Here is a 21,409-nt window from a genome sequence, read left to right on the forward strand (position 1 = left end):
AACAATGGATACATGGAATGTTATCACCTGGAATATTGCGCGTTCGGGAGGACTAACAGCCTATCTGCTACTCACCCTGGCAGTTATCATAGGGCTCGTTCTCAGCCTCCGCTGGCAAGGTCCATGGTGGCCGCGCCTGATCAATAGCGAAATGCATAACTTTCTGAGCCTGCTTAGCCTCATCTTCACGCTCGTTCATCTGCTCGCCATTTGGATTGATGCATACACTCACTTTAGCTGGTTTGAGATCTTTGTCCCTTTTGCTAGCAGCTATCATACAATTTGGATGGGATTGGGCATCCTCGCCTTCTACCTGGGCATCGCCATTGGCATTAGTACATGGCTACGCCCACGTATTGGCTATCAGTGGTGGCGGCGTTTCCACCTGCTGACGCTTCTTCTTTTTGTCCTGGCCACTCTTCATGGAATTGTCATAGGTAGTGATAGCGACACTACATGGGCTCTATTCCTATATGCCACCAGCATCCTGCTCGTTGGTGGTTTGCTCGCATTCCGTCTGATCAAAGCGGCAGCGGATAGCGACAATGTACCTTCTACTCCTTAAATAACATATATGATAGGTCCTCTTATTTGGAAGCATGATCCATAGGGGCACGCCTACTATGTCAAAATTTGCTATGATAAGCCGGAGAGGCAATTATCCTAATCCCTCTCTTCGATAAGAAAGGTCAGCTCTTATGCACATTCTGGTAGTCGAAGATGAAAAGCGCCTGGCACATCTGCTACGTCGTGTGCTACAGGAAGAATCCCACACTGTCAATCTTGCTTATGATGGTCCAGATGGGCTCGAGCTAGCTGAGAGCGGCACTTATGACTTGGTCATCCTGGATGTAATGTTACCTGGATATGATGGTTTCGAGATATGCCGCCAGATGCGCGCCGATGGCGTTATTACTCCAGTCTTGATGCTTACAGCTCGCGGGGCCATTGAAGATCGTGTTATGGGTCTCAATGTTGGCGCGGATGACTACCTTCCCAAGCCCTTCGCGATGGAGGAGCTACTCGCGCGCATCAATGCACTCCTGCGCAGACGTGACAGAAACTTCGAGGTCACAACAATGCTTCAAGTTGGTGATCTAACACTCGACCTTGTGCGCCATGAAGCCAGACGCGAAGAGTGCGTTATTGAGCTGACGGCCAAAGAGTTCGCACTACTTGAATATCTTATGCGTCACCCTGGTCAGGCTCTCACACGTACTCAGATTACCGACTCCGTCTGGCGCTATGATCTGGAAGCACTCTCGAATGTGGTTGATATCTATATCCACTATCTGCGTGATAAGATTGATCAAGGTTTCTCGCGACCACTCATCAAGACCGTGCGTGGCATTGGATACAAGATTGAAGCCGCCCCTATGCGTATTGAGAGGGAAGGAGTGCAATGAGTAATAAGTTAGCGCTACTTCAGCGGATTCAGTCGCAAAGGCGTCGCCGCGCCAATGAACCAGGAACAGCCATTTTCCAAGGGCTACGCCTGCGCCTGACCCTCTGGTACAGCGGTGTTCTGGGTATAGCACTTGCGCTCTTTGGAATCGCTCTCTATTTTGGCGTTCAACAACTTTTGCTCTCACCCATTCAACAAGATCTCTCTTCGTTCGCGCACAGGCATGCTCGCGACTGGCTTACAAATTCGCCCGACTTTGCCTGTAACTCTCCTTTACCGACCTTTGGCTTCCCGCACCCCGAGGGTAGCGTAGGCCGCGATGAGCCATTCCTGCTCGCTTGCTTTGATCAGAACGCAAGGCTTCAACCAGAGGATGGTGTGAATCTGTTACCCTCCGCATTCCTTGATATAGGACTCGTTAAGCAGGCCATGCATGATGGTTCAGCAAGCGATATCATTGATTCAAAGAGCACGCTGGGCACGCTCTACCGCTACGCCTTAGTGATTCCCAATACCAATGGATCAAACTCTCCAGGGGTAATTCTGGTAGGAAAATCTGTCCAGACAGAGGAATCAGCGCTTTCGATTCTGCTCACACTTCTGCTCTCCATTGGTGGCGTTGCTCTGCTCGGTGCGTTTGTAGGTGGGCTATTTCTGGCACAGCGAGCACTGGTACCCGCTCACGTTGCCTGGAACAATCAACAACGTTTTATAGCTGACGCTTCACATGAATTACGGACGCCTCTCACGCTTCTACGTGCTGATGCTGAAGTATTACTACGCTCAAGCTCATACACTAATGCCGATGATAGAGAGCTACTGGAGGATATTGTTACTGAAGCCAGTCATATGACAACCCTTGCCAGTAATATGCTGACTCTGGCGCGACTTGATGCAGGCACGCAACACCGCGAACATGAAATAGTGTCCCTTGAGGAAATAGCGAGAGCAGGGGCACGTCGAGTCACAGCCCTTGCCCAGCAAAAGAAAATTACCCTTGAATTAGAGACCCCCCATCCAATCTATATTCTTGGCGATCCACTCCTAATCGAGCAGGCACTTCTGATATTGCTAGATAACGCTATCAAGTACAATCTGACTGGAGGGAAGGTGATAATCCAGACCTCAGTGCAGAAACAACAAGCTCTATTAGGAATTCGCGATACAGGCATTGGTATCGCAGCGAACCACCTTCCCTATCTCGGCGCACGCTTCTATCGCGTAGATAAGGCGCGATCTCGCGCCGCTGGCGGGACCGGGCTTGGACTCTCCATCGCCAGAGCTATAGCCATTGAACATGGTGGTTCCCTAAATTTGAGTAGCGCTGCTGGTCGAGGTACTACCGCTATTATCAGCTTGCCTCTAATAGAGGGAGTCCCAACCAGACCAGCACAAGAACCAGCCATACTCACTCAAGAATCGGAGCCACTCAAGCACTGAAGTTTACTACTACAGGATTGAGGGTACCATTCTTTGGGTGCCTATACGACCCAGCAGCGCTCCAAGTGTACCCACCGTCAGAGTATAGACCAGCAATGCTGGGAAGGGTAACGCGAAAAGCATACCCCAGGCATCATACATACTTAACATATCCAGTTTGCCCAGCACGAAGGTCATTACAAATCCCACAAGGATCGTGAAACAGGTCACTATACATGTCAATAAGAGCACGCTCCCAATGCCTGATCGCACTTTACCCGAAAGCCGAGTGGCCCAAAAGGCACTTCCACCAAGAACAAGAATCATAACTATATGCGGCGAGAGCACAAAAAGAGCCATCAAGAGGCCATTATGCGGTGAAAGCAGGAAGAACCAGGGTAGAAGCGTAAGAAAAGCAACTCCCATTGCAGCATCATTAGGGCCAGAAGCTGCGATCGCCATCAACGCACCTAAGATAGTCCCAAACAGCATCCCTGCCCACAATCCTATACGGCGAATAGATGGAACGTCGCGTGTCACATACAGCGCTAGTCCTCCGCTCAGCAGGAGCACGCAGGTGCCAAGAGCAATGATCCAGAACATGCTCACATCCATATGTGATGAAGTGAAACTAGTCCAACCTGCCATTGTGAGATTTAAGACTGAGGCAACAACGAGTATGAGCACAAGGATGTTCCGGTAGATATGCGTTGGGTGAGGAATCTCTTCCATGAAACATGATCCTTCCTTCATATATAAGCTCGATAACATGAGTATATGTGTGCAATCGAAGCTATGTATGGGTCTAATGACCCAATTTTCAGGAGTCCATCATGAGAAAGGCTCTCTATCACACGTTCGTTTTGTGAACGATCATAAACACCCAACGTCGCCTATCAGGCTAGACTCCTTGAACCAAAATCGCTCTACCTGTGGAGGCTTTAAAACGAATCTCCCTGGCATGCATATATTCGGGCGAATTATACCAGCGCTTGAATTGTTCGGCATCGTCAAATTCAATGATCACAAAGCGCTGAGGCCGCCAATCTCCCTCAATCGTCTCTGTTGCACCGCCACGTGCTAAAAATTTACCACCATAGAACTCAAGTGTTGGTCCAACCAGTTTGCGATACTCCGCATATGTCTCCTGATCCTCCACCTGAACATCGACTAGAAAATAAGCGGCCATATGTTACACATCCTTTCATCTTTTCAACATTTTCCAGAGTGCAAAAGTACAGAGCCATTGCGACTCTTCAAGATCATTATATGCCCTACTGGAGATCAAGCGTTAGGATATTATACGCTCCATAAAACAAGGCATTTACAAAATGTTGATAGCGCGTGAGGCAAGGAGAACAATGAGCGACATAGCAGTCAAAGCTTCAATCATCATCAGAGCTTTGGTTCGACGAGTCAGGGGCATGGTATCGGTTGGGCTAAGCGCAGTGGCGGCAGTAAAGGATACAAAGAGGTAATCCATAAAGTGTGGAACCCAACCACTATCATTCCCTCCAACCTGTTGCGGGAATTGCAAATCCGCAGCCTGATGACCAGCCTGGTGCCTCTTTACTGGACCACCTCCGTCAATCTCCCAATACCAGAGCGCAAAGACTAAGATGTTGAAGAGCCAGAGCAGGATAGCTGAATAGAGCAGAGTTCGTGCTTGCTTACCCGTATATGTTGCCAATGTAATGATCAGCGAGAACACACCTATAATCAGAGCCACTGTAACTATACCTAATATTAATAGTGACAGAACACGCGCCGGAAGGTGCGGTAAACGCCGCTTCAAGACTAGCGACACCACTGAAGGCAGAAGCACTATAATCTCTATCGCCAATAATAGCCACTCAGGGCCAAATCGGAGCCTTGCTGGGAGAAAATAGTAGATAATGCCCAGCGTAAGAGTACCAAGAATCGCCGCCCAACGGGAGGCTTCACGTTTCCCTTTAGACAGAGGCTTCTGCCCATTGCTCTCACAACTGGAACTTGAAACATTGTTTCCGCTACTTAAACTCATGAAAAATTGAGCCTCCACTCACTTATAAATACTGGTTCTGACGATACATGGTTGGAGTGATGCCTGTTAACTCGCGAAACTGACGTGAAAAGTAGTAGATATCGCTATAGTTTAATTTTTGCGCAATAGATTTCATAGGCAGGTCGGTCTCAGTCAACAAGGTTTTGGCCCTGGCAATACGGCATTGAAGCACATATGAGTGAATTGCAATACCTGTTGCCTGTCGAAATTGACGGCGGAAATTGCTCACACTCATATTATAGCGCCGCGCTAGTTGGGCGTAATTGGGAATGAAGTTAGTTTCTCCATGCACGAAGAGTTCGAGCACTTCTTGTATCCAGGGGCGTTGGAGGATGGATTGCGCACGAGCTTCAGCCAGTTCAATCAGCAAACCCTCTAACATATGGATAGCCCGACGCATTCCCCAATGATCCGTTCGCCTGATCTGCGCGAGTATCTGATCAAAGGCAGAGCGATGGTCTTTGTTCGGCAAAGCAGGTTGAGGAGACGTAGGAAAGAGCCCTTCTGTAATCCACTGCTGAACGAGAGGGCCTCGGAAAGCGATATGGCGATGCTCCCAACTGGCATAACCGGGCGCGACATGAAAGCGAATATGTGGTCCTGGATAGGCGGGCCAGAACCAGGCTCCTTCCATTTTGAAGTGCTGCTCATCATAGAAGAGCTCAACACCACCTCTTGCCATGAACTGAATTGTGTAATAGCCATCCAGATGCTTGTCGACTCTATGTGTACATTGTTCTGTGACGCTGCCAGTTAGAATTTGCAATTCTGTATTCTTCATCGTTATCAGATCCCACAAAGCTTTGGCAGAATTTCCATTTATTCACCCTTTAAACACCAGTATACTCAAAATAACCTACCTTTTTGAATGGTTAGTTCTAGAGCATTCGCTAACGCCGCCTGATCGATGGCGAGATTTGCTCAGGCGTATGTGTGGCTAGATAAAACAAAGGAGGGAACTTGCTATGTCAACCTTGCTATCTCCCGAACAATGGCAACACTACGAACGCGATGGCTATCTTAAATTGGGAAAGGTGCTCAGCGATGACGCTCTGGCAACCTTACAGCAGCGCATTAATGACATCATGCTTGGCAAGGCGGATATCGATTATGGTCGCTTCTTAATGCAGCTTGACAGCCCCGATGGGCAATACAATAACGCTGGCGCTCAATCGAAGGGTTTCAAAGGAGCCACCCTGGCCTATCGAAAAATTCAAGATTTAGAGCATGATCCTGAATTTATGGTATATATGCAGCGCCCACTCTTCAGAGAGATTTGCGCTTGTATATATGGACAAGGGACACCTGTAGCAGCCTTTCGGGCCATGTTCATGAATAAGCCTGCTCATCAGGGAACGCTCTTACCCTGGCATCAGGACCGCTGGTCCTATCTGGATCGCGACCCTCTTATCACAATCTGGACGGCGCTTGATCCCGCGACTGTAGCAAATGGTTGCGTCGAGGTCATTCCAGGCAGCCATAAGCGGGGCTTACTTAATTCCAAACATGTATCGGGCTTTCTGACTGAGGAACAAGCGGTTGAAGCCTCCTCATCCGAAGAAAGCATGTATCTTGAATTACAGGCAGGTGAGGTAGTCTTGTTGCATAACTGGTTACTCCATCGCTCGGATACCAATTCAACCGACATAGCTCGCCGCGCGTTTAGCGTATGCTATATGGATGCGCGCACAAAATCCAGCCAGGATGAGAACTATACACTTATCTTTGAAGATGATAAGAGTGAGAACTACGCATAACACGCGTTCAGTTCTAAACCAGGCTACTTGAAAGGAACACACAAGCCGGAGGGTGGTGTATCATAACCATCCTCCGGCTTGTCTTTGATTAGAGCAATATTTAGAGCGATTGAACTGAAAACTCGGAATTTGGAGGGCCACATAGGCTAAAGTGCTATGTTTACATTTGGAGTAGATCAAGAATTCTGCATACTACTATAAGAAGTACAACGTTCGTGGTGGGCAGTCAGGTTCGCGGCCTCACGACCGCTGAGGCCATCGGGCCGTGCCTGAACCGAAACACTTGTTAAGCGAGGCTGTGCATGAAAGAGGCTATGGCGAACCTTCTCAACAAGTAGGTTGCTTTCACGTAGTGAGAGGTCTTCACTGACAACGATTTGCGCTTCAGCGGCGAGTGAGTGGCCCAACCAACGCGCGCGAACATTCTGTACTGAAAGTACTCCTTGTGTTTTTTTTGCCGCACTTTCGAGACGGTCAATAATCTCAGGGTCTACAGCATCCATCAGGCGGTGCCACATCGCAACTATGGAATCCTTAACAATGAAGAGAATGGCTACAGTGATGAGAAGTCCGATAATCGGATCTGCCAGAGGAAAGCCGAGCAAGCTCCCAAGTGCTCCAAGTAATACCGCGAGAGAGGTTAACCCATCCACACGCGCATGATGTCCATCGGCAACCAGGGCAACGGAACCAATCTCTTTCCCTACGCGAATACGCAGAATCGCGACACCTTCATTACCCAAAAAACCAATCACGGATGCCAACATGACCCACCAGACATTACGCAACGGCTCTGGATATAGTAAGTGTATAATGCTCTCGTAGCCTGCGAGCACGGCACTCAGGAAGATCATCACAACGATGACGACACCTGCCAGATCTTCCACACGCCCAAAACCATATGTATAACGGCGCGTCGCAAGCTTGCGACCCAGAACAAACGCAATTCCAAGGGGTATAGCGGTAAAGGCATCCGAAAAGTTATGGATTGTGTCGGCAAGCAGCCCCACGCTTCCACTGATGAGCACAATAATAACCTGGAAGAGGGCTGTCAACCCCAGGCCAAGCAGTGAGATCTTGAGCGCCCACAAACCACGTGCGTTCGTTTCCAGAGCGGTATCTACATTAACCTCACCGTGGCTATGCCCATGTAGAAAGGGAATGGCATCCATCATCCGACCCAGTATGCCATGGCGATGAGCATGCTCATGGGAAGTATGATGGTGGTGACCTTGCTCAGCATGATGAGTGTCAACATGCTGATGCGGCTGTATATCAGCATGGTTATGGGCTTGTTGCTGTTCCGATGTTTCCTGGTCCGACATGATTGCGACTCCTATAACTTGTCTATCTTCTCGCGGAAAACAGGATAAGACCTACCCACAGGATTAGTCCTGGTGAGGAGAAATAGTGTAAGGATGATCGGGCAGGCCACGTCGCACATGATCGACATGATGGTCAGCCTCTCTAAAGAGTGCTGCGACATGCTGATCATCCACGGAATAATAGATGGTGGTGCCAGCACGCCTGGACTTTACCAAGCGGCGATCTCGCAGAAAGCGGAGGTGATGCGAGACCGCCGACTCTGAGACACCAACTACAAGCGCCAGATCTCGTACACAGAGAGTATGGCTAATTAGCGCATAGAGGATACGCGCCCGCGTGGGGTCCGCCAGAGCTTGAAAAGTCTCAACAATCATGAGGAGGTGCGGCTCCGCTAATGCATGCCCTCGCGCAGCCTCGACCGCTTCTGTATCTATAGGCATCGGCTGATTTTCTTTCAGCATCTCTCTACTCTCTTCCTCAAAATATATTTTCGTACCTGAGCATCTACTCATATAGTAACACAGAATGAACACATTTCAAATATCAACAGCGAGCTTATAACACAATGGAGGTTAAGAAAATGAGAGCATAAGGTGACTATCGGGCCATTAAACGTTACAACCGGAATTGTACAGGCTATACTTCAGTAGACACATACTAATAATATTACCCGGCGGCGTAGAGTTGGTGGGATGGACCTCAAAGATACCTTCGTGGCCTCACGCCTGACCGCACTGATTCAGCTTCACAAGTATATGTATAGCATTACATTGACGTAGTTAAGGATTGCAATATAATGTCAACTGTGAGAAAATCAGCTCAAGAGAAACGCCTTGCAAATAGCTATAAATCAGACGAATATCCCTCTACATCTACACTCTCTAAAGAAGAATATCAGCAGGTTGTCATCCAATGGAATGACACGGCAAAGAAATTCCCACATACTCAAAGCCTACATCAGTTGATTGAGGAACAGGTCGCACGCACCCCTGATGCACCTGCGCTAACCTTTGAGCAAAAGACGCTAACGTACCGCGAGCTCAACGAGCGCGCAAACCAGCTCGCGCACCATCTACGTACATTGGGCGTCGGAACTGAGACACTTGTAGGTGTCTATATGGAACGCTCGATTGAAATGGTTGTAGCCCTCCTCGGTATTCTCAAAGCAGGTGGGGCCTATGTTCCTCTTGATCCAACCTATCCTGACGAGCGCATCGCTTTTATGCTGGCGGACATTACCCAGAGCCAACATGGTCTACAGGTGCTAACACAAGCGCACTTAGCACCTCGTTTAGAAGCCGAGGGATGTCACCTTCTCTGCCTGGATACGGAGTGGGAATCTATTGCCCGACATGAGCGAGAAGATCTTATAGATCTCATCGAACCGCAAAACGCGGCCTATGTGATCTATACCTCCGGCTCTACAGGCCAACCCAAAGGTGTTATCAATACTCACCAGGGCATTTGCAACCGCCTGCAATGGATGCAAGACGCATATCAACTTACCGCACAAGATTGCGTTTTACAAAAAACACCATTTAGCTTTGATGTCTCGGTCTGGGAGTTCTTCTGGCCGCTCATGACGGGGGCAAGGCTTGTTGTGGCGCGCCCTGAAGGGCATAAGGACAGCGCTTACCTCATCAAGCTGATCCAGCAAGAGAGCATCACAACCCTCCACTTTGTCCCCTCAATGTTACAGGTCTTTGTCGCCGAACCGGATCTAGAGCAGTGCGATAGCCTGAGACAGGTGATTTGCAGCGGTGAAGCATTACCCTTCGAACTTCAGGAAAGTTTTTTTGCGCGCCATCAGGCCGCGTTGCATAACCTCTACGGCCCAACAGAGGCCGCCATCGATGTGACCTACTGGGAGTGTCAGCGCCAAAGCAAACGCCATATCGTGCCTATTGGCTATCCAATTGCTAATATCCGCATCTATATTCTAAATAGCGATGGTCAACCCGTACCCGTAGGTGAACAGGGGGAATTATATATAGGTGGTATCGGCGTCGCGCGGGGCTATCTCAATCGCGAAGAGTTGACCGCCGAGCGTTTCATTCCTGATCCATTCAGTGAGGACCCGCAGGCGCGCCTGTATCGTACAGGTGACCTCGCGCGTTACGCACCAGGAGGAGAGATAGAGTACCTGGGGCGAATTGATAGCCAGGTCAAACTGCGCGGTTTCCGCATTGAATTAGGTGAGGTCGAAGCCACGATTGGACACTATACAGCCACACGCGAGGTCGCGGTGATCGTGCGCGAAGATGTACCAGGGGATAAACGCCTGGTCGCCTATATTGTCTGGCGTAATGAGCAGTCTGGTAGCATTAGCGACCTACAAGCGTATTTGCTTCGCCATGTCCCTTCATATATGGTGCCCTCGACCTTTGTCGAAATGGAGCAACTACCTCTCAGCCCAAATGGCAAGATCGACCGCCGCGCTTTGCCCTCGCCCGATACGAGCACACGCGCCAATCTATCGACCGAATTTGTCGCACCACAAACACCTACTGAACATACCCTGGCAGATGTCTGGTCACAGGTGCTCAACATCAAACATATCGGCGTTAATGATGACTTCTTCGCCCTTGGCGGACACTCGCTCTCAGCAACCCAGGTTATTTCACAGCTCTATGCCACATTAGGGATCAGGCTTCCTTTACGCGCTCTCTTCGAAGCGCCCACCATCGCACAGCTCGCGGCCTATATTGAGCATGGGCTGGAACGAGAGGAAGAGGCCCTTCCACCACTGCACCCACGCCAACAAGTTAACAAGACGGCTTCCGAACAGGTCGTCCCAGCTTCCTTCGCGCAGCAGCGTCTCTGGTTCATGGACCAGTTGACGCCGGGCAATACTGGCTACAATATTCCAGCTATGATGCGCTTCACAGGCAAGCTAAACATTGAGGCCCTTCGCGCGAGCTTACAAGCCTTGCAGCAGCGCCAGGAGAGCCTGCGCACTCGCTTTACACTTGCTAATGATGAATTATACCAGATCATCGCGGCAGAGGCGGATCTCCCCTTAGAAATAATCGATCTTTCTGACGGGCCGGAGGTTGAGCGCGAAACTCTGGCGCTGCACCAGATCAGCGAGAGGGCAACATACCCCTTTGATCTGGCACGCGGCCCACTTTGGCAGGTAACAGTCTACCAACTTACATCGAACCTGCATATGCTGGCACTCGTTATGCACCATATCATTTCGGATGGTTGGTCGATTGGCATTTTCTTCGACGAGTTCCAGAGACTCTACACTGCCTTCGATTCCAACCAGCAGCCAGAACTCACCACATTGCCGGTTCAATACGCGGACTTCGCGCTCTGGCAGCGTGAAACCCTGAGCGAAGCCAGGATTCAAAAAGACCTGGCTTACTGGAAGCGCCAGCTTGCCGATGCACCTGGAACGCTGGAACTACCTACTGACCGCCCTCGCCCTGCGCATCCAACCGTGCGCGGCGCGACGCATATCTTTACCATGAGCAAAGAGTTAAGTGAGGCAGTCAGGACCTTCAGTCGCCAGGAAGGGGTGACATCTTACATAACGTTGATCACGGCCTTCCAACTTCTTTTGCACCATTATACAGGGCAGGAAGATATCGTGCTTGGTAGCTCCATAGCTGACCGCCAGCTTCCCGAAGTGCGCGAGGTGATGGGTCTCTTCCTCAACACGCTGGCACTACGAACAAACTTCGTCGGAAACCCTACACTACGAGAGCTATTGAAGAATGTCCGTGACACGATGCTAGATGCTCATGCCCATCAGGCACTTCCATTTGAGAGGTTGGCGCGTGAGCTACGGATCGAACGAACAGCAGGTCAGAATGCGCTCTTTCAGGTCGCGCTTCAGCTTGATCCACCTTCCACACCATCCGTCGGGCCGTGGTCCCTCACACGCATGGCAACAAGCACAGGTGGCAGCAAATTTGACCTCTCCCTTGAGCTTGACGAACAGCCAGACGCCTTCATTGGGCACCTTGAATACAGCACCGACCTCTTCGATGAAGCGACCATTGTGCGTATGGCACAACACTGGCTACGCCTACTCGAGAGCATGGTCGCCAATCCTGAGCAGGCTGTTGAGTCCCTTCCCATGCTCACAGACAAGGAACTCCAACAGATTCTTGTGGACTGGAATCATACGGAGATGGACTATCCTCGCAATGCTGGCGTCCATACACTCTTCGAACAACAGGTGGAACGCACTCCTGAAGCAATAGCGGTGACCTTTGAAACAATAAGCCTTACATATCGCGAACTGAACGAGCGCGCCAATCAACTCGCACGTCACCTGCGAACGCTGGGTATCGAACGGGATGAGCTGGTTGGACTCTGCCTTGAACGCTCGCTAGATATGGTCGTAGCCTTGCTCGCCATTCTTAAAGCAGGGGGAGCTTACCTGCCTCTCGATCCTACATATCCATCTGAACGCATCGCCTTTATGCTCGAAGATGCACAGGTTCCTGTGCTTCTCACAGAGCAAGCTCTAGCCTCCTCGCTTCCAGCACCCACCAGGCATACTGTGCTTATCGACAATGATCACGAACAGATCGCCACTTACAGCAACGAAAATTTACATCTGGCTATCGATGGTGAACAACTTGCTTATGTGATCTATACCTCCGGCTCCACTGGTAAGCCCAAGGGCGTACAAATTCCGCAACGCGCCCTACTCAACTTCCTGCTCTCCATGCGTCAGCAGCCCGGTCTGAATTCACAAGATAATCTTCTGGCCGTCACTACCCTTTCGTTCGATATCGCGGGCCTTGAACTTTATCTGCCATTGCTAGTGGGTGCGCGTCTCATCCTCGCCTCTCGCGATGTCGCGACCAATGGTAGCGCGCTGGCATCACTGCTCCTCAGTGAACAAATTAGTGTCATGCAGGCTACTCCCATTACCTGGCGCCTCCTCCTGGCAACTGGCTGGACTGGTAATCCAGATCTTAAAGCGCTCTGTGGCGGCGAGGCCCTTTCTCTTGATCTTGCGCATCAGCTTCGGACCCGCGTGAAGGCACTCTACAATATGTACGGTCCTACTGAGACAACAATCTGGTCAACTCTAAGCCAGATTAGCTCAGAGGAGGAGCGCATCACAGTGGGGCATCCTATCGCCAATACAAGTCTCTTCGTGCTCGATGCTTTCAAGAATCCGGTCCCTGTAGGAGTTTCCGGCGAGCTTTATATAGGAGGGGATGGGCTCGCGCGCGGCTATCTGCGCCGCCCCGAATTGACCGCTGAACGCTTCCCACTGGTAAACATCCAGGGGAAAGAGATCAGGCTCTACCGCACAGGAGACCTCGCCCGCTGGCAAAACGATGGCACGTTGGAACTAATTGGGCGTGTTGATCATCAAGTCAAGCTACGAGGGTACCGCATTGAGCTCGGTGAGATCGAGAATGTTCTGGCACGTCATCCATCTGTACAACAGGCAGTAACCATCGTACGTGAGGATACGCCGGGGGATCAGCGCCTCGTCGCCTATCTCTTACCAAAGGCAAGTAAAAGCCCCGAGGTGAATCAGCTTCGTGAATTAGCTCGGGCCGCACTGCCAGCTTATATGGTGCCCTCAATGTTTGTGACGCTCGATAAGCTTCCACAGACCCCCAACGGCAAAGTCGACCGCCGCGCCCTACCCATCCCTGATGTCACAACACAGGCTAGCCAGAACAATTATGTTGCGCCGCGCGACGCCACCGAGCAGAGCTTCGCCAACATCTGGTCACAGGTACTAGGCATTGAGCGCGTTGGCATTTATGATGATTTCTTCGCTCTTGGTGGACACTCTCTGCTTGCCATGCAGGTCGCAGCCCGTGTTCGTACTGCTCTAGAGATAGACCTACCATTACGTCAGTTCTTTGAGCATCCAACCATCGCTCAGCTCACGGCCTGCCTTGCCGAGATCCAGAACGTCAGCAAGGAAGAGCAAATGCCAGCATTCCATCTCACCCCGCGACAGCAACTAGGCGATGGAAGCATCCATCTTCCCGCATCCTATGCCCAGCGTGGCCTCTGGCTTATAGATCAGTTGGACAACAATACCACAGCCTATAATCTCCAGGCAACAATGCGCCTCCACGAATCATTAGATATACCAGCACTTCAGAAGAGCCTGGATACGCTTGTCGAGCGGCATGAAGCTCTACGCACGGCCTTCTCCGCGCCCGATGGTGAGCCTATTCAGGTTATCTCACCTGCTCGCTCGCTTTCCATTCAGGAAGAATTCCTCGCAGACTTACCAGTTGAAAAGCGCGAAGCCGAGGCTCACCGCCTCATGACTCGCGAGGTGCAACGTCCCTTCGATCTGCAACAGGGGCCGCTCTTTCGAGCTACCCTGCTGCACCTGGGCACACAAGAGCATATCTTGCTGCTCACCATGCACCATATCATCTCCGATGGCTGGTCTCTTGGCTTGCTGCTGCGCGAGGCAGCAACTCTCTACGAAGGCTTTGTGAAGGGCGAAACACTAAGATTGTCTGACGTTCAGGCACAGATGGGCGACTTCGCCGCATGGCAGCATCAATGGCTTACCGAAGCGGTTCTCGAAGAGCAACTCAGCTACTGGAAGGGAGCGCTGGAGGGAGCTCCAACTCTGCTCGAATTGCCCACGGATCGCCCACGACCCGCCGTGCCTTCTCATCGCGGCGCGCTCCACCATTTCCGCCTGCCTGCCTCGCTGAGTGCACACTTGAAGGACCTGAGCCAGCGGGAGCATGTCTCGCTCTACATGACTCTCACCACTGCCTTCCTCCTCTTACTTGAACGCTATAGTGGACAGCAAGATCTCTTGCTGGGCACGACCGCTGCTGGACGAAGCGTGCCGCAGACCGACACCATGGTGGGCTATAGCATCAACACGTTGGTTCTGCGCGGCAACCTCTCAGGCAATCCCACCGTGCGCGAACTGCTCGCGCGGGTCCGTGAGAACGTGCTGAGCACGCACGCCTATCAGTACATGCCCTTTGATCGCCTGGTGCAAGAGCTGCATCCCGACCGCTCCTCGGGTCAGAGTCCACTCTTCCAGGTCTTCTTGACCCTCGATCCTCCAATGGAGGAGAACACCTGCAGATGGGACCTCACACAGACAAATATGCCAACAGGTTCGGCGATGTTTGATCTCACCCTCGAACTGGCCGAGCATCCAGAGAACATTGAGGCTCTGCTCGAATATAGCACCGATCTCTTCGATGCCAGCACCATCGAGCGTATGGCGGCGCATTGGGAGCGCCTGCTTGAAAGCATGGTCGCTAACCCCGAGCAACCCATCGAGTCGCTTCCTATGCTCACTGATCAGGAGCTTCAGCACCTCCTAGTCGATTGGAACGCTACTGATGCCCCCTACCCCCGTGAGGCAACCATCCAACAACTCTTTGAGCAGCAGGTCGAACGCACCCCTGATGCCATCGCCCTCATAGACACCGATGGCTCGATGACCTTCAACGAACTCAATGGGCGTGCCAACCAACTCGCGCACTTCCTGCTGAGCCAGGGTCTGGAGCAGGAAGCACACATTGGCGTGGCGCTGGAGCGCTCTCGTGCCCAGGTCATCACCTTGCTGGGCATCCTCAAGGCTGGCGGAACCTACGTGCCCCTCGATCCCGCCTACCCTCGCGAGCGCCTGCGCTTCATGCTTGAGGATGCCCACATCCACCTTGTCCTCACCCAGGAGAAACACCTCGACGCGCTGCCTCTGGCGGATGCTCACGCCTTCTGTCTGGATCGTGAGGCTGAGATTCTGACGCAACAACCTCAGGAGAACCCGCTGGCGCGTACGACTGGGGACTCCATAGCCTACCTGCTCTATACCTCGGGCTCCACCGGACGCCCCAAGGGTGTGCTCGGGACTCATCGCGGAGCGCTCAACCGCTTCCAGTGGATGTGGAACCGCTTCCCCTTCGCTCCTGACGAGGTCTGTGCCCAGAAGACCACCCTCAACTTTGTGGATGCCGTCTGGGAGACCTTCGGCCCTCTCTTGCAGGGCGTCCGCATCGTGCTTGTCCCTGACGACACGCTCAAAGATCCTCAACGCTTCCTTGACCTGCTGGCGAGAGAGTGCGTCACGAGACTGGTCCTGGTTCCCTCCTTGCTGCGTGTGCTGCTTGAGAGCGAGCCTGACCTGCAAGCTCGCGTCCCCTTGCTGCGCCACTGGATCTGTAGCGGCGAAACCCTCCCTCTTGATCTCGCACAGCGCTTCCAGACGGCAATGCCGCAGAGCCGCTTGCTCAACCTCTATGGCTCCTCAGAGGTCGCCGCCGATGCCACCTGCTATGAGCTTCCACCTCACGCACAACAGGTGCTCATCGGACGGCCCATCGCCAACATGCACGCCTACTTGCTCGACGCTCAACGGCGTCCTGTCCCGGTTGGTGTGCCCGGAGAGCTCTACATCGGGGGTGATGGCGTCGCTCGCGGCTACTTCGAGCGCGATGAGCTCACCAGGACCGTCTTCCTCACCGATCCGCTGCATCCTGACTCGGCGCGACGCTTCTTCAAGACGGGCGACTGGGCACGCTATCTCCCCGATGGCAACCTGGAATACCTCGGTCGCGTCGATCAGCAGGTTAAACTGCGGGGCATGCGCCTGGAACTTGGGGAGGTTGAAGCCATCCTCAACGCCCATGAAGCGGTACGTGAGGCCGTCGCCATCGTTCGCGAGGAGCGCCTCATCGCCTATGTCGCTCCGGCGAAGGATCAGCAGGTCGCGTCCGAAGCGCTACGCAAGCACCTGAGCGCATCGCTCCCTGCCTATATGGTGCCGTCGCTCTTTGTGACCCTTGAGAAGCTGCCGCAGACCCCCAACGGCAAAATCGACCGCCGCGCTCTCCCTGTTCCAGATGCTACAGCACAGGCACACCAGGAGAGCTATGTCGCGCCTCGCTCCACTACTGAGCAGAAGCTCGTAGACATCTGGTCACAGGTGCTGGGGGTTGAGCGCGTTGGCATTTATGACGATTTCTTCGCCCTCGGAGGGCACTCCCTGCTCGCCATGCAGGTCGCAGCCCGCATACGCAACACACTACAGGTAGAAGCGCCTCTACGCGTCTTTTTTGAGCGTCCAACAATTGCTAGCCTCGCAGAATATGCGGTAAAAGATCAGGCGAATAGTGATACGTTACCAGAACTACAACCTACGGAGAGACTACTACAGCCTAACCAGGCCATCCACTTACCAACCACATTCGCGCAACGTGGCCTCTGGTTCCTACACCAACTAGATGAGAGCAATACATCCTATAACCTGCACTTCACGCTTCGTCTGCGCGAATCATTAGATATACCAGCACTTCAGAAGAGCCTGGATACGCTTGTCGAACGGCATGAAGCTCTACGCACGGCCTTCTCCGCGCCCGATGGTGAGCCTATTCAGGTTATCTCACCTGCTCGCTCGCTTTCCATTCAGGAAGCACACCTTGCAGACTTACCAGTTGAAAAGCGCGAAGCCGAGGCTCACCACCTCATGACTCGCGAGGTGCAACGCCCCTTCGACTTGCAACAGGGGCCGCTCTTTCGAGCTACCCTGCTGCACCTGGGCACACAAGAGCACCTCTTGCTGCTCACCATGCACCATATCATCTCCGATGGCTGGTCTACAAACCTATTGTTACGTGAGTTTACGACGCTTTATGAGGGCTTCGTAAAGGGCGAAACACCAATATTATCTACCGTTCAGGCACAGATGGGCGACTTCGCCGCATGGCAGCATCAATGGCTTACCGAAGCGGTTCTCGAAGAGCAACTCAGCTACTGGAAGGGAGCGCTGGAGGGAGCTCCAACTCTGCTCGAATTGCCCACGGATCGCCCACGACCTGCCGTGCCTTCTCATCGCGGCGCGCTCCACCATTTCCGCCTGCCTGCCTCGCTGAGTGCACACCTGAAGGACCTGAGCCAGCGGGAGCATGTCTCGCTCTACATGACTCTCACCACTGCCTTCCTCCTCTTACTTGAACGCTATAGTGGACAGCAAGATCTCTTGCTGGGCACGACCGCTGCTGGACGAAGCGTGCCGCAGACCGACACCATGGTGGGCTATAGCATCAACACGTTGGTTCTGCGCGGCAACCTCTCAGGCAATCCCACCGTGCGCGAACTGCTCGCGCGGGTCCGTGAGAACGTGCTGAGCACGCACGCCCATCAGTACATGCCCTTTGATCGCCTGGTGCAAGAGCTGCATCCCGACCGCTCCTCGGGTCAGAGTCCACTCTTCCAGGTCATGATAACGCTTGATCCTCCAGCGTCAACTCTCACTACCTCCTGGGACCTCACACAGGAGAGCATACCAACAGGTTCGGCGATGTTTGATCTCACCCTTGAACTAGCAGAGCATCCAGAGAACATTGAGGCTCTGCTCGAATATAGCACCGATCTCTTCGATGCCAGCACCATCGAGCGTATGGCGGCGCATTGGGAGCGCCTGCTTGAAAGCATGGTCGCCAACCCCGAGCAACCCATCGAGTCGCTTCCTATGCTCACTGATCAGGAGCTTCAGCACCTCCTAGTCGATTGGAACGCTACTGATGCCCCCTACCCCCGTGAGGCAACCATCCAACAACTCTTCGAGCAGCAGGTCGAACGCACCCCTGATGCCATCGCCCTCATAGACACCGATGGCTCGATGACCTTCAACGAACTCAATGGGCGTGCCAACCAACTCGCGCACTTCCTGCTGAGCCAGGGTCTGGAGCAGGAAGCACACATTGGCGTGGCGCTGGAGCGCTCTCGTGCCCAGGTCATCACCTTGCTGGGCATCCTCAAGGCTGGCGGAACCTACGTGCCCCTCGATCCCGCCTACCCTCGCGAGCGCCTGCGCTTCATGCTTGAGGATGCCCACATCCACCTTGTCCTCACCCAGGAGAAACACCTCGACGCGCTGCCTCTGGCGGATGCTCACGCCTTCTGTCTGGATCGTGAGGCTGAGATTCTGACGCAACAACCTCAGGAGAACCCGCTGGCGCGTACGACTGGGGACTCCATAGCCTACCTGCTCTATACCTCGGGCTCTACCGGACGCCCCAAGGGTGTGCTCGGGACTCATCGCGGAGCGCTCAACCGCTTCCAGTGGATGTGGAACCGCTTCCCCTTCGCTCCTGACGAGGTCTGTGCCCAGAAGACCACCCTCAACTTTGTGGATGCCGTCTGGGAGACCTTCGGCCCTCTCTTGCAGGGCGTCCGCATCGTGCTTGTCCCTGACGACACGCTCAAAGATCCTCAGCGTTTCCTTGACCTGCTGGCTCGTGAACACGTCACACGCCTGGTCCTGGTTCCCTCCTTGCTGCGTGTGCTGCTTGAGAGCGAGCCTGACCTGCAAGCTCGCGTCCCCTTGCTGCGCCACTGGATCTGTAGCGGCGAAACCCTCCCTCTTGATCTCGCACAGCGCTTCCAGACGGCAATGCCGCAGAGCCGCTTGCTCAACCTCTATGGCTCCTCAGAGGTCGCCGCCGATGCCACCTGCTATGAGCTTCCACCTCACGCACAACAGGTGCTCATCGGACGGCCCATCGCCAACATGCACGCCTACTTGCTCGACGCTCAACGGCGTCCTGTCCCGGTTGGTGTACCTGGCGAGCTCTACATCGGGGGTGATGGCGTCGCTCGCGGCTACTTCGAGCGCGATGAGCTCACCAGGACCGTCTTCCTCACCGATCCGCTGCATCCTGACTCGGCGCGACGCTTCTTCAAGACGGGCGACTGGGCACGCTATCTCCCCGATGGCAACCTGGAATACCTCGGTCGCGTCGATCAGCAGGTTAAACTGCGGGGCATGCGCCTGGAACTTGGGGAGGTTGAAGCCATCCTCAACGCCCATGAAGCGGTACGTGAGGCCGTCGCCATCGTTCGCGAGGAGCGCCTCATCGCCTATGTCGCTCCGGCGAAGGATCAGCAGGTCGCGTCCGAAGCGCTACGCAAGCACCTGAGCGCATCGCTCCCTGCCTATATGGTGCCGTCGCTCTTTGTGACCCTTGAGAAGCTGCCGCAGACCCCCAATGGCAAAGTTGATCGCCGCGCTCTACCCACTCCCAATAGTGAGCGAGAAGCGGAGCAGAATAACTATGTCGCCCCCGAAACACTTTTGCAACGCCAACTTGTCAACATCTGGGAAGAGGTACTTGATACGCGACCAATAGGCATCCGTGACGACTTCTTCACTCTTGGAGGTCACTCCTTGCTAGCCGCGCGTATGATGACTCAGGTAAAAAGCGTAAGCGGTAAAGATCTGCATCTCTCGATGCTTTTCAAGGGGGCGACGATTGAACGACTCACTGAGAACATTTTGTTGGATCAGCCAGAAGATACACGTACACCTGTCATCGCAGTTCAGGCAAGCGGCTCAAAACGGCCCTTTTTCTTTTTGCATGGCGACTGGAACGGCAAGGCATTCTATACATTGAAGCTTTCCCAAGCACTGGGGCCAGACCGACCATTCTATCTGTTGGAGCCATATAGCTACACAGGCCTCGATGTCATACCAACGCTAGAAGAGGTGGCAGCAGCCCATATCGTCGCCATGCGCAATATTCAGCCACAGGGTCCCTACTTACTTGGGGGTTGGTGTAACGGAGCGCTGATTGCCTATGAGATGGCGCGGCAGCTTCAGGATGCAGGTCAGGAGGTCGAGAACCTGATCATGATGGACCCTGGAAGTGCTCCCACCTTCTCATCCTGGCTACGCAAAGGCATGCACACTCTCAGTAAGGGAATTCCATTGAATATCCGGCTACAGGACAGGCTCTTCTTCCGAATCCTGCACTTCTACGAGTACTTTAGGCTTTATAAAGAGCACCAGACACTTCTCAAGATGGAACGTGAGATGCAGGGCGAACGTGATCCAGAGGAGATTGATCTTCCACATCCCAATTTCCAATGGTTATTCCCGTCTATTGAGAAGCTACACACCAACTACAGTAGTATCTTCAACTGGCTGTCTGCTAACTACATGGTACGACCACGCCAGGGAAAGATTGCTGTCTTCTGGGCAAAGGAACTCCCTGTTAGCAGGAGGATTTTCTGGGATCAACAGCTAGCCAATCGGCCAGATATCGAGGTTTATGAGGTCGAGGGTAATCACCTGACCAGCCGAACCAGACACATTCATGTCCTGGCAAACGCGCTCCGCACTTGTATCAATAAGCTTGAATAACATCCATTGAACTACAGAAGAGGGGCGATATCTGAACTTGACAAGTACCGGCCCTCTTCTGGTACAATAAGCTTGCACTCTGTATGTGCAAACCTCTAATATTTGTTAAATACGATCAGAAAGAGGAGAGAATTATGCAGCAAATTCTTTTTACTGCCCAAAGCCTCTCTCTGACCATGTTCTCCATCCCTTCACAGCATCATAACCCCAATACCTCACTGGCCCAGGGGATCATTGTGCCCACTTGCGAGTAAACTCTACTTCCTTACCTGAGTGAAACTTCCCACGAACTCACCAAAGGATAAACTATATCCTTTGCATTGGCGCATTTG

At 52.9% G+C, this 21,409-nt stretch carries 11 protein-coding genes; 5 read left to right on the top strand and 6 right to left on the bottom strand.

The features are described 5' to 3' along the window. Positions 1 to 4 precede the first annotated feature (4 nt). From K3T82_RS21945 to K3T82_RS21955, 3 genes are all read left to right on the top strand, one after another. Entirely contained in the window at positions 5 to 565 is a 561-nt protein-coding gene (locus K3T82_RS21945; protein WP_220195688.1) for a ferric reductase-like transmembrane domain-containing protein, read from the top strand. 133 nt (positions 566 to 698) lie between these two features. Then, entirely contained in the window at positions 699 to 1,406 is a 708-nt protein-coding gene (locus tag K3T82_RS21950; protein ID WP_220195689.1) for a response regulator transcription factor, read from the top strand. Beyond that, a complete protein-coding gene (locus K3T82_RS21955; protein ID WP_220195690.1) occupies positions 1,403 to 2,845 on the top strand; it encodes a sensor histidine kinase in 1,443 nt (480 codons plus the stop codon). Before K3T82_RS21950 ends, K3T82_RS21955 begins: the two co-directional genes overlap by 4 nt. Before the next feature lie 9 nt (positions 2,846 to 2,854). Here K3T82_RS21955 and K3T82_RS21960 read toward each other — a convergent pair whose 3' ends face one another. From K3T82_RS21960 to K3T82_RS21975, 4 genes are all read right to left on the bottom strand, one after another. Next, positions 2,855 to 3,556: a hypothetical protein gene (locus K3T82_RS21960; RefSeq protein ID WP_220195691.1), complete on the bottom strand. Its 702-nt coding sequence runs from the start codon at positions 3,554 to 3,556 to the stop codon at positions 2,855 to 2,857. Positions 3,557 to 3,725: 169 nt separating this feature from the next. Beyond that, complete coding sequence (locus K3T82_RS21965) at positions 3,726 to 4,013, bottom strand: DUF1330 domain-containing protein (RefSeq protein ID WP_220195692.1); 288 nt, start codon at positions 4,011 to 4,013, stop codon at positions 3,726 to 3,728. A 135-nt stretch (positions 4,014 to 4,148) separates the two neighbouring features. Then, complete coding sequence (locus tag K3T82_RS21970) at positions 4,149 to 4,847, bottom strand: DUF1345 domain-containing protein (protein WP_220195693.1); 699 nt, start codon at positions 4,845 to 4,847, stop codon at positions 4,149 to 4,151. A gap of 22 nt (positions 4,848 to 4,869) precedes the next feature. Beyond that, complete coding sequence (locus tag K3T82_RS21975) at positions 4,870 to 5,649, bottom strand: helix-turn-helix transcriptional regulator (protein ID WP_220195694.1); 780 nt, start codon at positions 5,647 to 5,649, stop codon at positions 4,870 to 4,872. A 184-nt stretch (positions 5,650 to 5,833) separates the two neighbouring features. Here K3T82_RS21975 and K3T82_RS21980 point away from each other — a divergent pair, with 184 nt between their 5' ends. Then, positions 5,834 to 6,625: a phytanoyl-CoA dioxygenase family protein gene (locus K3T82_RS21980; RefSeq protein WP_220195695.1), complete on the top strand. Its 792-nt coding sequence runs from the start codon at positions 5,834 to 5,836 to the stop codon at positions 6,623 to 6,625. A gap of 176 nt (positions 6,626 to 6,801) precedes the next feature. Here K3T82_RS21980 and K3T82_RS21985 read toward each other — a convergent pair whose 3' ends face one another. Both K3T82_RS21985 and K3T82_RS21990 read right to left on the bottom strand, forming a co-directional pair. Beyond that, positions 6,802 to 7,950 (bottom strand): cation diffusion facilitator family transporter, encoded by a 1,149-nt coding sequence (locus K3T82_RS21985; RefSeq protein WP_220195696.1) that lies wholly within the window; start codon positions 7,948 to 7,950, stop codon positions 6,802 to 6,804. 63 nt (positions 7,951 to 8,013) lie between these two features. Continuing rightward, entirely contained in the window at positions 8,014 to 8,391 is a 378-nt protein-coding gene (locus K3T82_RS21990) for an ArsR/SmtB family transcription factor (RefSeq protein ID WP_220195697.1), read from the bottom strand. A gap of 356 nt (positions 8,392 to 8,747) precedes the next feature. On the opposite strand from K3T82_RS21990, the gene K3T82_RS21995 reads away from it, so the two are divergent. After that, positions 8,748 to 21,077 carry a non-ribosomal peptide synthetase gene (locus K3T82_RS21995; protein WP_220195698.1) on the top strand — a complete coding sequence of 4,110 codons (12,330 nt, stop codon included), beginning with the start codon at positions 8,748 to 8,750 and terminating at the stop codon, positions 21,075 to 21,077. Positions 21,078 to 21,409 lie beyond the last annotated feature (332 nt).

This window comes from Ktedonospora formicarum, assembly GCF_016587355.1.
Taxonomy (GTDB): domain Bacteria; phylum Chloroflexota; class Ktedonobacteria; order Ktedonobacterales; family Ktedonobacteraceae; genus Ktedonobacter; species Ktedonobacter formicarum.

Coding starts and splice junctions, on each gene's coding strand:
- K3T82_RS21965 (WP_220195692.1), bottom strand. CDS start 4,013: ATGGCCGCTTATTTTCTAGTCGATGTTCAGGTGGAGGATCAGGAGACA.
- K3T82_RS21995 (WP_220195698.1), top strand. CDS start 8,748: ATGTCAACTGTGAGAAAATCAGCTCAAGAGAAACGCCTTGCAAATAGC.
- K3T82_RS21945 (WP_220195688.1), top strand. CDS start 5: ATGGATACATGGAATGTTATCACCTGGAATATTGCGCGTTCGGGAGGA.
- K3T82_RS21990 (WP_220195697.1), bottom strand. CDS start 8,391: ATGCCTATAGATACAGAAGCGGTCGAGGCTGCGCGAGGGCATGCATTA.
- K3T82_RS21950 (WP_220195689.1), top strand. CDS start 699: ATGCACATTCTGGTAGTCGAAGATGAAAAGCGCCTGGCACATCTGCTA.
- K3T82_RS21975 (WP_220195694.1), bottom strand. CDS start 5,649: ATGAAGAATACAGAATTGCAAATTCTAACTGGCAGCGTCACAGAACAA.
- K3T82_RS21980 (WP_220195695.1), top strand. CDS start 5,834: ATGTCAACCTTGCTATCTCCCGAACAATGGCAACACTACGAACGCGAT.
- K3T82_RS21955 (WP_220195690.1), top strand. CDS start 1,403: ATGAGTAATAAGTTAGCGCTACTTCAGCGGATTCAGTCGCAAAGGCGT.
- K3T82_RS21960 (WP_220195691.1), bottom strand. CDS start 3,556: ATGGAAGAGATTCCTCACCCAACGCATATCTACCGGAACATCCTTGTG.
- K3T82_RS21985 (WP_220195696.1), bottom strand. CDS start 7,950: ATGTCGGACCAGGAAACATCGGAACAGCAACAAGCCCATAACCATGCT.
- K3T82_RS21970 (WP_220195693.1), bottom strand. CDS start 4,847: ATGAGTTTAAGTAGCGGAAACAATGTTTCAAGTTCCAGTTGTGAGAGC.